Consider the following 13,748-nt stretch of genomic DNA (forward strand, 5'->3'; position numbering starts at 1 on the left):
TATGGCTATAAGTTTTACTGTTAATAATAAAAAAATTAATACAGAATTAAATCCGCTTACTAGATTAATAGATTTTTTGAGAGATGAATTAAAACTTACAGGTACTAAAGAAGGCTGCGGAGAGGGTGAATGCGGTGCTTGTGCTGTTTTGATGAACGGCAAGGTTGTTAATTCTTGTTTAATTCCTATAGCTTTATGCGAGGGAAAAGAAATTTTAACTATAGAAGGTTATACAGAAACAGAGAAAGGAAAAATAGTAACAAAAGCTTTTATTGATGAGGGCGCTGTGCAATGCGGTTTTTGTACTCCTGGAATGGTGATGTCAACAGAGGCTATTTTGAATGATACAAAAGGAAATCCTACTGAAGAAGAAGTTAGAAGAGGGCTTTCTGGAAACTTATGCAGATGTACTGGTTATGACCATATAGTTAATGCTGTATTAAGAGCTTCTGAAATGGCTTCAAAGGAGGGTAAAAAATTATGGTAAATACTTTGACAGCTAAAAATATTAATGAGGCTTTGGAATTAAAACTAAAGCATAATGCGATAATTTTTGCAGGCGGCACTGATTTAATGGTAGAGCATTTAAGAGGAAGCAATTTAATAGCTAAATTTGAAAGACCTGTGTTATTCATAAATGAAATAGATGAATTAAAAGGCATAAAAGAAGATGAGAATAATATCATAATAGGGACATTAACTACATTTGATGAAATAATAAAATCTCCTCTAATTCCTCAAGTATTAAAAGATAGTGCTTTGGGTATAGCAGGACCTCCTATTAGAAATATTGCTACTATTGGAGGAAATATTTGCAATGCTTCGCCTTCTGCTGATAGTTTGCCTTCGCTTTATGCAATGGATTCAGTTTTAATATTAAAAAGTAAAGACTCACAAAGAGAAGTAAAAATAAAAGATTTTATCACTGGTGTAAGTAAAACTACAATAAAAGATGATGAAATACTTACTCATATTGTAATACCTAAAAAAAATTATGAATATTCTTTTTACAAAAAAATAGGCACAAGAAAAGCTAATGCATTATCTAAACTTGCTATATGTGCTTTAGTTTGCAAAGAGAATAATAAATATAGATTTAAAATAAGTTTTTGTACTTTAGGAATTACAGTTACAAGAGATGAAAGTATAGAAGAGAAGTTTGCTGTTTCAGATATCAGTGAATGGAAAAATAAAATAAAAGATATACAGGAAGCGTATTCTTCTATTATGAAACCAAGAGATAGTGCAAGATCAACTGCTTTATATAGAAAAAAATGTGCTTTAAATTTAATAGAATATTTTTTGGAGGAAGCACTAAAAAATATCTGTTAATTTAAAAGATAAAAACAATTTAACAAATGGAGAAGAAATATGAGTATGAATGAAAAAACTCAAAGCGCCTTGTTTGAATATGAAGGCGTTCCAAAAATGACTCAAGCTTTCCCGCTAGCTATTCAACACGTAGTTGCTATGATTGTTGGTTGTGTAACTCCTGCTCTTATAGTATCATCTGCAGCTGGTCTTAAAAGCGGAAGTCCAGAGCAAATATTATTAGTTCAATCTTCATTAGTATTTGCTGCTATTTCTACAATAATTATGGTTTTTCCTATACCTATAACTAAGAATTATCATATAGGTGCTAGACTTCCTATGATTATTGGAGTTAGTTTTGCTTATGTATCTACTATGCAGTCTATTGCTAGAGGTCCTGAAGGCACTGGTCTTGGTGTTAGAGGTCTTGCAATCATTTTTGGTGCTCAAGTAGTAGGCGGTATTGTAGCTATAATATTTGGTTTAGCTGTTGAAAAAATTAGAAAACTATTTCCTCCTTTAATTGCTGGTACAGTAGTATTTACAGTTGGTCTTTCATTATATCCTACAGCTGTTAGATATATGGCTGGCGGAAGTACTTTATATAGCATAAACGGTGAAGTTGTTCCTTTTGGTTCTTGGCAGTATTGGACTGTTGCTTTCATTACTCTTATCGCTGTTATTTTCTTCAACCAATTTACTAAAGGATTTTTAAAATTAGCTTCTATACTTATGGGATTAATTATTGGTTATATAGCAGCATTTTTCTTTGGTATGATTAATTTTACAAGTGTTATTAATGCTGGTATTTTCCAAGCTCCTAAACTTATACCTTTTGGAATAGAGTTTGACCCTTCTGCTGCTATTGCTATAGCACTTTTATTTGCTGTTAACTCTGTTCAAGCTATTGGAGACTTCTCTGCTACTACTTCAGGCGGTATGGGAAGAATGCCTACTGATAAAGAATTAAAATGCGGTATCACTGCTTATGGTATTACTAATATATTATCTTCTGTATTTGGTTGTTTGCCAACTGCTACTTACAGCCAAAACGTTGGTATAGTTGCTACTACTAAAGTTGTTAATAGAATAGTATTTTTAATTGCTGCTATTATAATATTAGTTGCTGGTTTATTCCCTAAATTCTCAGCTTTACTTACTACTATACCTTCTTGTGTACTTGGCGGTGCTACTATAATGGTATTTGCTTCTATTGCTATGACTGGTATTAAATTGGTATTTACTGAAAATATGGGTCCTAGAAATACTTTAATAGTAGGTCTTGCTGTTGCTTTAGGTATGGGTACTGTTCAAGTTGGAGGAGCTTTAGATACTTTCCCTGCTTGGGCTAAAACTGTATTTGGAAGCAGCCCTGTTGTTATAGCTACTTGTGTTGCTATTATATTAAATGTTATTCTTCCTAAAGAAGAAAAAAAATAATTATATAATTTTAGACAATGGGATTTAAAGCCCATTGTCTTTTATTTTAAATCTTCTCTTTTATCTATATCTATTAACTTCATTTCATCTATTGTATATAAAAAAGTATCATTAATATTTTTCTTTATAATTTTTGATGCTCCTTCATCATTTTCTAGTTTTAGAATATCATCAATATATTTAGAAGAAAAAATTGCAGGGTTAGAAACTCTGTCTTTTGTAAACATAGCTCCTATATTTTTTTGACTAAAATAAAAATACTTTATCATATTAAATATATCATCACTTCCTAAAAAAGGCATGTCGCATACAAAAAAAGCAAAACTGTCAGAGCCTTCTTTTATTGCTTCTTTAAGTCCGAGTTTTATTGATGAGCTTATTCCAGCATTATGATTGTTATTATAGATAACAGAATAATATTTATTTTCAAACTCTTTATTTATTATTTCATCATATATGCTTACAACAATTATAGAAGTTTCTAAGTTTTTTAACTTTTTATATTTTTTTAATAATTTTACTACATTAGATATTTTATCAATTGTGTTTTCAAACAATGTTTTATTATTAAGAGAATTAAATTTATGAAGTAATTTGTTGCCGTTAAAACGTTTGCTATTTCCAGAAGCAAGAATTATAAATGCAGTTTTTTTATAATTAATATTTTTATCTTGTGTAAAATCATTTAAGTATAATTGAATATTACTGCATTTATTTTTTAATTTGTTAATGTAGTATTTGTTTGCAATAAATTTGATAGTTTCAATATCTACAATTTTATTTTTATCTATTTCCTTGCATAAATTGTATCTAAAACAAACTTCGTAAAATTTTCTATTTAAAGCATGAAGCCCCATTATTATAACTATTTTAGAAATTTGTCCTAATAATACATCAGGTATAACAGGCTCATTTTCATTAGGTATTTTTATAGGATAATGTTTTGCTCCATCAGCTTCTATTAATATTATGTCAGCATATTTGATAGCATTATTTAATTCATCATCTCCAGCATACATTAGCTTTTTTTCATCATATTCTTTACCAAGTACTATTATATTTTTCTTGTCAAATGAATGAGAATTAATACTGTCAGTATATTCATTTGGTTTATAAATTTTGTTGTGGTTGTTATAATAACTTTTTTGTCTTTTTTATTTTTTGCAACTTTTTGATAAGTTTTCTATATATGTAGTCTTTCCTCCAGCACCGCATACTAATATTATTTCAGGCATATTATTTTTTTATTTTCCTTCTATTTTCAAATATTGCTCTTTTTAATATTAGCTCTGCTGCTATGCTTACAGCTATCTCTTCTGTAGATTCTGCTCCTATTTGCATACCTATTGGAGCATGAACTTTTTTTATCATTTCATCTGTATATTTTTCTTCTTCTTTTAATCTATTATGTAGTGCAGCTATTTTTTTACTGCTTCCTATCATTCCAATATAATAAGCATTTGTTTTTAGAGCATTTTTTTCTACTATATAATCATAACTATGTCCTCTAGTTACTATAATTATATAATCTTTTTCTGTGATATTTATTTTATTAAATACATTCTCATAATCATCTACTATAATTTTGTATGCATTATAAAATCTCTCTTTATTTGCAAACTCTTCTCTGTCATCAATTACAATACAATTAAATGATAACTTGTTAAGTATATCAACTAAGTCTAATGAGACATGCCCAGCTCCAAATATATATACATTACTGTTTTTTTTATTTTCTTCTTCTATTAATTTTTCTATAATTTCTTTGTTATTTTTATTTATATATTTAAAATCAATTTCTACATTTCCTCCGCAAAGCATGCCAACTCCGCCAGATTCTTCATTAGTGAGAGAATAATTTTTTTTGTCATTTGATTTTGTTTCTAGTAGGGTGAAAGCATCATTTAAAACTTTAAACTCTAATATTCCTCCTCCTATAGTAGATAGAGTTTTTTTATTATTGTTTTCATCAAAATATGCAATCATCATAGCATCAGAAGTTCTAGGTGATGAACCGCTAGATTTTATTATATTTATTAGTATTATTTCTCTATTTAGTTCTAATAATTTAATAGCTTCATTTAAAGTATTTTTTAGTGTCATATTATATTATCTCTTTTGTTTAAATTATTTTTCATTATATATGTAAACAATAAAAAAGTCGACCGCAATAATTACGGCCGACTTTATATGCTTTTTAAGTGTTTTTAATCTTATTTCATAGATTCAACTATAGCATCAACTAAAGAATCAATCTCACCAATATTAGCATCTTTCATAGAAGAAGAAACAGATACTTGAGGGTCGATGATTTCACATTGTTTTAAGTTGTTTTCAATGAACTCTTGCATCAAAGCACCAGATTTAGGAGCCCAAGAACCATTTTCTATGATAGCGAACTTACGTTTTTGAACATTAAGAGCTCTCATATCATCTAAATAATTATGCATAGGAGGATAAATATTCAAGTTGTAAGTAACAGAAGCAAGAATAACATGGCTATATTTGAAAGTTTCAGAAATCAAATAAGAAACATGAGTGCTTGAAACATCATACATAACAGTGTTAGTAACACCTTTTTCAGCCAATTTAGAAGCAACAACACCAGCCATAGCTTCAGTATTACCATACATAGAAGCATAAACGATTAATACACCTTTAGTTTCAGGCTCATAAGTGCTCCATTTGTTGTATTTTTCAAGAATGTAACCTAAATCTTTTCTCCAAACTGGTCCATGTAAAGGACAAAGCATTTTAATTTTGTCTATTATACCGCCAGCTTTTTTAAGTAGATGCTGTACATGAGGACCATATTTACCAACGATGTTAGTATAATATCTTCTAGCTTCATCAAGCCATTCTCTGTCGAAGTTAACTTCATCAGCAAACAATCTTCCGTCTATAGCAATGAAAGAACCGAAAGCATCAGCAGAGAATAAAACACCATTAGTGCTATCGAAACTAACCATAGCTTCAGGCCAGTGAACCATTTGAGCAGCAATGAAGTGAATTTCATGCTTACCAAATTTTCTAGAATCACCTTCTTTTACTTGAATTTTTTTGTCATCAGTAATAGTGAAACCAAATTGATCCATAAACATGAATGCTTTTTCAGTAGCAATAACTTGAGTTTCAGGGTGACGAATCAATACTTCTTCAATAGAAGCAGCATGGTCAGGTTCCATGTGGTTGATTATCATATAATCAAGTTTTTTACCGTTTAAAACATATTCTATATTATCTAAGAATTGTCTGCAAACTGCCCAATCAACAGTATCAAAAAGAACAGTTTTTTCATCTAATAAAAGATAAGAGTTATAAGAAACCCCTCTAGTTAAAGGGTGAACATTTTCAAATAGAGCCAAACGATGTTCATTAGCTCCAACCCAATATAAATCTTCAGTAACTTTTCTAACGCAATGCATTAAATTTCCTCCTTTGTTAGTTTATCAAAATTAAGCATTTTACTTAATTATTATTTATGCCTTAATGAAGTTAGCTTTTTCTTCACTACATTCAGGACATACCCACTCTTCTGGAAGAGCAGTAAAGTCTGTACCTGGAGCTATTTCAGCTTCTGGGTCTCCAACGAATGGATTATACTCATAACCACAACCAGAACAAACATATATTTTTGGCATTTCCATAACTTTCTTAGGTACGATTCTTTTAATTTTCTTGTAAGGTACTTCAGCAGGTTTTTTAGCAGCATCGCCACCTAAAGCAGCAGTAAGTAAAGGAAGTATCTCAGTAACATCACCAACAATACCATAGTCAGCATTTTTGAATATTTTAGCAGAAGCTTTCATATTGATAGCAACTATGATAGAAGCGTTTTTAATACCTTTCAAGTGTTGGTTAGCACCAGAAATACCGCAAGCAATATACAAGTTACCGTTGAATTTTTGACCAGACATACCAACATATCTATTGATAGGTAAGTATCTCAATTCTTCAGCAACAGGACGAGAACAACCAATAGCAGCACCAGCAGCTTTAGCTAAGTTCTCAACAAGTTTCATATTTTCTTTACCGCCAATACCTTTACCAGCAGAAACAACTCTTTCAGCATCAACTATAGGAGTATTAATGTCAATACCAACAGAGAAGTCGATTCCATCTTTCTGTAAAGCAGCAACAAGAGCATTAACTTTGTCTTGAGCAGAACCTTCTTTGAAGATGATATTTCTTCTTTCACCAGTGATAGGACCTTTTTTAGCCATAGGACCAGCAACAGCAGCTGCAGGAGATTTAGGCATTTTACCAAGTATAGCAGCAGAAATAACAACTCTCTGAATTTCGTTAGTACCTTCATAGATTGTACAAATCTTAGCATCGCGGTAAGCTCTCTCAACCATGTAAGCACCTTTAATATAACCGTTACCGCCATGGATTTGAAGAGCATCATTAACAACTTCCAAACCTATATCAGAAGCATACTGTTTAGCCATAGCAGCTTCCATACCATAAGGTTCATGTTTTTCTTTAAGATAAGCAGCACTGTAAACAAGTAATCTTGCAGCACGTAATTTAGTAGCCATATCAGAAAGTTTGAAAGCAATAGCTTGTTGTTGAGCGATAGGGCGACCAAACTGTATTCTGTCTTTAGCATATTCTAAAGCAGCCTCATAAGCTCCTTGAGCTATACCTAAAGCTTGAGCAGCAATACCTATACGACCGCCGTCAAGAGTTTGCATAGCAATTTTGAAACCTTGTCCTTCTTTACCAAGTAAGTTTTCTTTAGGAACTTTAACGTCAGAGAAAAGTAATTGAGCAGTAGAAGATGAACGTATACCAAGTTTGTTATAATGTTCACCAAACTCAAAACCTTCCCAACCTTTTTCTACTATGAAAGCACTAATACCTTTAGTACCGATACCAGGAGTAGTAACAGCGAATACTACATAAGTATCAGCTTTAGGAGCATTAGTGATGAATATTTTTTCACCGTTTAATATGTAGTGGTCACCATTTAATACAGCAGTAGTTTCTGTACCGCCTGCATCAGAACCAGCTTCAGGCTCAGTTAAACCGAAAGCACCTATTTTTTCTCCTTTAGCTAGAGGAGTTAAATATTTTTTCTTTTGTTCTTCAGTACCGAAAGCAGCGATAGGGTAAGAACCTAAAGAAGTGTGAGCTGATAAAATTACACCAACACCACCATCAACTCTTGAAAGCTCTTCTACAGCTATAGCATAACTAATAACATCTAGTCCAGCACCGCCGTATTCTTTACCATATGGTATACCCATAATATCTAATTTCTTTTTACCCATTTCTTTTACAGCTTCATCTGGGAATTTATTATCAAGGTCAAGCTCTACAGCTATAGGTTTTACTACTTCTTCAGCCCAAGCTCTGACCTTAGCACGAAACTCTTCGTGTTGTTCAGTTGTTTTAAACATTTGCTTCTCCTTTTTTAATTAATTTGTTTTATTATGAATTAAACTAACTTTCTTATTTATTACTGTTTCTCCAGATATTGCATTCTTGAGCTTTTTTGATTAAATCTTCTCTAAAGTCTGGATGAGCTATAGAGATTAAAGCTTCAGCTCTTTGCCAAGTGCTTAAACCTTTTAAGTTTACTTTACCATACTCTGTAACAACATAATGAGTATTAGCTCTTGTATCTGTAATAATAGTGCCATTAGCAAAACTTGGAACTATTCTTGATTGTAATGTACCATCTTTACCTTTTACAGTTGATGATAAACAAATAAAGCTTTTACCGCCTTTTGAAAGATAAGCACCTAATACAAAGTCTAATTGTCCGCCAGCACCGCTTATATGTTTAGTACCAGTAGATTCAGCACTTACTTGACCGAATAAATCTATTTCAACAGCATTGTTTATAGACATAAAATTATCTATAGAAGATATTACTCTTACATCATTAGTATAATCTACAGGAGCAGACAAACATTGAGGGTTATTATGAAGGAAATCATATAACTTTTTAGTACCAGCACCAAAAGCATAAGTTTGTCTTCCTCTGTCTATATTCTTTTTATTTCCAGTGATTTTACCAGCTAATGATATATCAACAAAAGCATCAACATACATCTCTGTGTGTACGCCTAAATCTTTAAGGTCAGATTCTGCTATTAAAGAACCTACAGCATTAGGCATACCTCCAATACCTAACTGTATACAAGCACCATTAGGTATTTCTTCTACTATAAGTTTAGCTACAGTTTTATCTACCTCAGTAGCAGCACCGCCGCCTCCTAATTCTACTATAGAAGGATTATCTCCCTCTACTATCATATCAACTTGATTAATATGTACAGATTCTCCGCCGATATGGTCAGCACCCAAACAGCGAGGCATATTTTCATTTACTTCAACTATAACACATTTTGATCTTTCTATAACAGCCTGCATATGTGAAGCATTAGGACCAAAACTGAAATAACCATTCTCGTCCATAGGTCCAACTTGGAACATTGCTACATCTATACCGCGAGGCAAGTCTCTATAATATCTAGGCATTTCAGAATAACGAATAGGGTCATAAAAACAAAATCCTCTTGCTATTGCTTTTCTTTCTATACCAGACATATGCCAAGAGTTCCAAGTAAAATGTTTTTCTGGATTAAGAATTTTAAATATTTGAGGCTCCCAACATAATATACCGCCTCTGATGTTTATATCTGTTAAATCAGGCATTCTCTCTGCTAATGCTTTATCTAACTCTATTGGAGTAGCTGTTACCCAGCCATAATCTATCCAATCACCAGATTTTACAACCTTAACGGCTTCATATGGTGAGGTTAATTTTTGATTATAAAGTTTACTATAATCCATAAGTTCTCCCACTTAAATGATTTTTTGATATACTCTAGTATAGTAAAATAAATTTTGATTGTCAATCAAAATTTACAAGATATTATTTTTAAATTTTATTTATCTATATATATTATGTTTGTTTTATATTTTTTTATTTCACAAAAACTACATTTTTATTTTTTATTTTTATCTTTTACTTGACTTATAGATATTTATTTACATAATTATTATATAATAGATAAAAGTACTACGGGGGGTATATTATGATAGTAAAAAAAGTCTATGCCGTATATTACAGTGCTACTGGTACTACTCAAAAAATAGCTTCTTTTATAGCAGAAAACGTTGCTAAAAAACTTAATGTTGAATGCGAAAAATATAATTATAGCTTACCTAAAAGAAGAGAAAAAGTTCTTGAGTTTAAAGAAAATGATTTAGTAATATGTGGAACTCCTACTTATGCCGGAAGAGTGCCAAATATAATGCTTCCATATTTAAAAAACAATATTAAAGGTAATGGAGCTTTGGCTATACCTGTTGTACTTTTTGGTAATAGAAACTTTGATGATGCTTTAATTGAACTTAGAAATATATTAGAAGATAATGGGTTTCATACTATAGCTGGTGCTGGTTTTGTTGGGGAGCATGCTTTCTCTTATACTTTGGGGGCTAATAGGCCTGATGAAAAGGATATGCAAATTGCTTCAGATTTCGTAGAAAAAATAGTAGAGAAAATAAGAACTGTGGAAAATATACCTGCTGAACCTATTAAAGTGAGAGGAAATGAACCTATTCGTCCTTATTATACACCAAGAGACAGACATGAACATGCTATTGATATATTGAAAGTAAAACCTAAAGTCAATTTGTCAAAATGTACTGATTGTAAAATATGTGCCCATGTTTGCCCTATGGGGTCTATTGATTTTAATGATGTGAGCAAATATGTTGGTATATGTACAAAATGTGGTGCTTGCATCAAAAAAATGCCCAGAAAAATGCAGATATTATGACGATGAGGGCTATTTATATCATCAACATGAGTTGGAAGAACAGTTCGAAAGAAGGGCTGAACCTGAAATATTCTATATGTGATTTTTTGTTTTTTATAACTTATCATTTAAATATATATTTTAATGATAAGTTATAATTTTATTAACTTCTTAATATAACAATTTCCAATACCAGGAAAATCGCAAGTTTGTGAGGCAATAGACCAAGAAGCTCTTAATTCTTTATCAGCATAAACCATATGGCTTATATTTTCTGGAATCAATATTTCATTAACAGTTGACATATTTATTAATTCATTTGCAAGAAGCATAGGCTCTCCCATGCATACTACTTCATCAAACAATACTTCGGTGTTTGATACCTGACAGAAACATAAATCTCCCATAGCTATAGAAATGCTTACACTGTATCTATTAGCTTTTAATGTTGACATTAGTTCTTTGGCACAGCTATATGCATCTTTTAAGATATCGCTGTAAGTTGTATTTCTAAATTTAAAATTGTCTGAAAATACTGCTACTATATATTGAGCCGATATTTGATCAACTTTTCCGCCGTATTTATTGCTTATTATAGGCAATGATTTACTGTAAAAGTCTTTTAGATATGAGTTGAGTTTTTTTTGTTTTAATGTGTTTAGAGCTCCGTATAGATTGCATAGTTTTAATGATAATACCACAGAAGAAGCATTAGTATTTTTTATATAATTTTCTCCTTCGTTTATGCTAAAAAATACTTTTTTGTCTGTAAAATTTGATATGTACTCTTCGTATTGTGCTTTTCCTATTATCATAAAACTTCTCCCAAATGAACTATTAATTTTATATTTTAATAATATATAAATAATATTTTATATGTCAATAATAAAATACAAATTTAATAATATTTTATTATTTTATAATGACATTATATCTCGTTATGTTAACATTATTTTTGATTATGTTAACATAAATATTATTTTAAAATTATATTAATATATATGTTTTGTAAACAATATTATACTACATAAGGGTATAATAAAAATTTTGTTTATTTTATTGAATTAAGAATAAAAATGTACTATACTTAAAAAGCATATTATAAAAAATTAAAATATATAAGATGTAAATAAATTATTTTTTGGGGAGATTTTTTATTATGGCTAAGAAAGTAGTAATAGCTAGTGCTTGCCGTACAGCTATAGGAAGTATGGGCGGCTCATTAAGTACTGTTCCTGCTGCAGAGTTAGGAGCTGTAGTTATTAAAGAAGCTTTAAAAAGAGCTAAAGTAGAACCTAATCAAGTTGATATGGTTTATATGGGTTGTGTAATACAAGCTTCACAAGGACAAAACGTTGCTCGTCAATGTTCTATTAAAGCTGGTTTGCCAGTAGAAGTTCCTGCTATGACTCTTAATGTTGTTTGCGGTTCTGGACTTGATGCTGTTAATATAGCTGCTAATATGATACTTGCTGGTAATGCTGATATAGTTGTTGCTGGTGGTACCGAAAACATGAGTATGGCTCCTTATGCTTTAAAAAATGCTCGTTATGGTTATAGAATGGGAAATAACACTATTGTAGATACTATGGTTAACGATGCTTTAACTGATGCTTTCCATAACTATCATATGGGTATTACAGCAGAAAATATTTGTGATGATTGGAAAATTACTCGTGAGGAATTAGATGAGTTTGCTGCTAAATCTCAGCAAAAAGCTGTTCAGGCTCAAGATTTAGGTAACTTTACAAGAGAAATTGTACCTGTTACAATAAAAACTAAAAAAGGACGATGTAGTATTTGATAAAGATGAAGGTCCTAGAGCTGGTACAACAGTTGAGAGTTTGGCTAAATTAAAACCTGCTTTCAAACCAGATGGCGGTAGAGTTACTGCTGGTAATTCTTCTAGCATTAATGACGGTGCTGCTGCTGTAGTAGTAATGAGCGAAGATAAGGCTAAAGAATTAGGAATTAAACCTATGGCTACTTGGGTTACTGGTGCTTTAGGCGGTGTTGAACCTAGAATCATGGGTATAGGACCTGTTGCTGCTACTAAAAAAGTATTGGCTCGTACTGGTTTAACTATTAAAGATTTTGATATTATTGAATCTAACGAAGCTTTTGCTGCTCAATCTATTGCTGTGGGCAGAGAGCTTGGAATAGATGTTGAAAGACAACTTAACCCTAATGGCGGAGCTATAGCTTTAGGTCACCCAGTAGGTGCTTCTGGTTGTAGAATACTTGTTACTTTACTTCATGAGATGGATGCTAAAGGAGCTAAGAGAGGACTTGCTACTTTGTGTATCGGTGGTGGTATGGGTTGTGCTACCATTGTAGAGATGTAATAATTTTGTCGGCAGGTTTAGAGAGTATATTTTTCTAAACCTGTTTTTAATTTATTACAAGATAATGATATTTTATTTAAGGAGAAATTGATGGATTTTGTAAAGTATGAAGAGAAGGGTATGATTGGTGTTATCACTATCAGCAGAGAAAAAGCTCTTAATGCCCTTAACTCTCAAGTTTTAGATGAACTTGATAAAACTTTAGATGCTGTTGATATAAATAATATTAGATGTTTGATATTAACTGGTGCGGGAGAGAAATCTTTTGTTGCTGGTGCTGATATATCTGAGATGAGTAAGGCAAGCAAGATAGAGGGAGAGGCTTTTGGTAAAAAGGGTAATGATGTATTTAGAAAGATAGAAACTTTCCCTATACCTGTTATTGCTGCTGTTAATGGTTTTGCTTTGGGGGGCGGTTGTGAAATAGCTATGAGCTGCGATATACGTATTTGTTCTGATAATGCTATATTTGGTCAGCCTGAAGTTGGACTTGGTATTACTCCTGGTTTTGGCGGTACTCAGAGACTTCCTAGATTAGTGGGAGCTGGTATGGCTAAACAGTTAATATATTCTGCTAAAAACATTAAGGCTGATGAGGCTTATAGGATTGGTTTGGTTAATGCTGTTTATACTCAATCTGAACTTATGCCTCAGGCTGAAAAATTAGCTCAAACTATTGCTAACAATGCTCCTATTGCTGTTCGTAATTGTAAGAGGGCTATTAATAGGGGACTTGATGTTGAGATGGATATGGCTATTATTATAGAAGAAAAGTTATTTGGGGATTGTTTTGAAAGCGAAGACCAGAGAGAGGGTATGGCTGCTTTCTTAGAAAAGAGAAAAGTTGAAAAATTTGTTAATAGATAATAAA

Annotated in this window: 11 protein-coding genes and 1 pseudogene; 6 read left to right on the plus strand and 6 right to left on the minus strand. The window is 31.5% G+C overall.

From position 1 onward, the window contains the following. Window position 1 precedes the first annotated feature (1 nt). Genes BPP43_RS10850 through BPP43_RS10860 form a run of 3 tightly spaced genes read left to right on the plus strand, consistent with a single transcriptional unit; the run spans window position 2 to window position 2,751 of the window. Window positions 2-487: a (2Fe-2S)-binding protein gene (locus tag BPP43_RS10850; RefSeq protein ID WP_013243672.1), complete on the plus strand. Its 486-nt coding sequence runs from the start codon at window positions 2-4 to the stop codon at window positions 485-487. Then, complete coding sequence (locus BPP43_RS10855) at window positions 481-1,332, plus strand: FAD binding domain-containing protein (protein WP_015274953.1); 852 nt, start codon at window positions 481-483, stop codon at window positions 1,330-1,332. The genes BPP43_RS10850 and BPP43_RS10855 overlap by 7 nt, the downstream gene beginning before the upstream one ends. Before the next feature lie 39 nt (window positions 1,333-1,371). Further along, window positions 1,372-2,751 (plus strand): uracil-xanthine permease family protein, encoded by a 1,380-nt coding sequence (locus tag BPP43_RS10860; RefSeq protein ID WP_013243670.1) that lies wholly within the window; start codon window positions 1,372-1,374, stop codon window positions 2,749-2,751. Between the two features lie 41 nt (window positions 2,752-2,792). Here BPP43_RS10860 and yqeC read toward each other — a convergent pair whose 3' ends face one another. From yqeC to BPP43_RS10885, 5 genes are all read right to left on the minus strand, one after another. Then, window positions 2,793-3,869: a selenium cofactor biosynthesis protein YqeC gene (yqeC, locus tag BPP43_RS10865; protein ID WP_353933488.1), complete on the minus strand. Its 1,077-nt coding sequence runs from the start codon at window positions 3,867-3,869 to the stop codon at window positions 2,793-2,795. Window positions 3,870-3,987: 118 nt separating this feature from the next. Beyond that, the gene (locus BPP43_RS10870; RefSeq protein ID WP_015274956.1) at window positions 3,988-4,854 is read right to left on the minus strand and encodes an XdhC family protein; all 867 of its coding nucleotides are present in this window, start codon (window positions 4,852-4,854) and stop codon (window positions 3,988-3,990) included. A 110-nt stretch (window positions 4,855-4,964) separates the two neighbouring features. Then, the gene (locus BPP43_RS10875) at window positions 4,965-6,176 is read right to left on the minus strand and encodes an FprA family A-type flavoprotein (protein ID WP_015274957.1); all 1,212 of its coding nucleotides are present in this window, start codon (window positions 6,174-6,176) and stop codon (window positions 4,965-4,967) included. Window positions 6,177-6,230: 54 nt separating this feature from the next. Beyond that, window positions 6,231-8,156: an acyl-CoA dehydrogenase family protein gene (locus BPP43_RS12785; RefSeq protein ID WP_013243666.1), complete on the minus strand. Its 1,926-nt coding sequence runs from the start codon at window positions 8,154-8,156 to the stop codon at window positions 6,231-6,233. A gap of 52 nt (window positions 8,157-8,208) precedes the next feature. Continuing rightward, window positions 8,209-9,558 (minus strand): butyryl-CoA:acetate CoA-transferase, encoded by a 1,350-nt coding sequence (locus BPP43_RS10885; protein ID WP_015274958.1) that lies wholly within the window; start codon window positions 9,556-9,558, stop codon window positions 8,209-8,211. A 245-nt stretch (window positions 9,559-9,803) separates the two neighbouring features. Between BPP43_RS10885 and BPP43_RS10890 the strand changes: the two genes are divergently transcribed. Next, a complete protein-coding gene (locus BPP43_RS10890; protein ID WP_252832328.1) occupies window positions 9,804-10,553 on the plus strand; it encodes an EFR1 family ferrodoxin in 750 nt (249 codons plus the stop codon). Between the two features lie 131 nt (window positions 10,554-10,684). On the opposite strand, the gene BPP43_RS10895 is transcribed toward BPP43_RS10890, so the two are convergent. Continuing rightward, on the minus strand, window positions 10,685-11,347 hold the full coding sequence (locus BPP43_RS10895) for a hypothetical protein (RefSeq protein ID WP_013243663.1): 663 nt from the start codon (window positions 11,345-11,347) through the stop codon (window positions 10,685-10,687). Window positions 11,348-11,691: 344 nt separating this feature from the next. On the opposite strand from BPP43_RS10895, the pseudogene BPP43_RS10900 reads away from it, so the two are divergent. Beyond that, window positions 11,692-12,877: pseudogene (locus BPP43_RS10900) on the plus strand (acetyl-CoA C-acetyltransferase). Window positions 12,878-12,967: 90 nt separating this feature from the next. Next, window positions 12,968-13,744, plus strand: coding sequence for an enoyl-CoA hydratase-related protein (locus BPP43_RS10905; protein ID WP_013243661.1), 777 nt, complete (start codon window positions 12,968-12,970; stop codon window positions 13,742-13,744). Window positions 13,745-13,748 lie beyond the last annotated feature (4 nt).

The organism is Brachyspira pilosicoli P43/6/78 (assembly GCF_000325665.1).
In the GTDB taxonomy this organism is placed as follows: domain Bacteria; phylum Spirochaetota; class Brachyspiria; order Brachyspirales; family Brachyspiraceae; genus Brachyspira; species Brachyspira pilosicoli.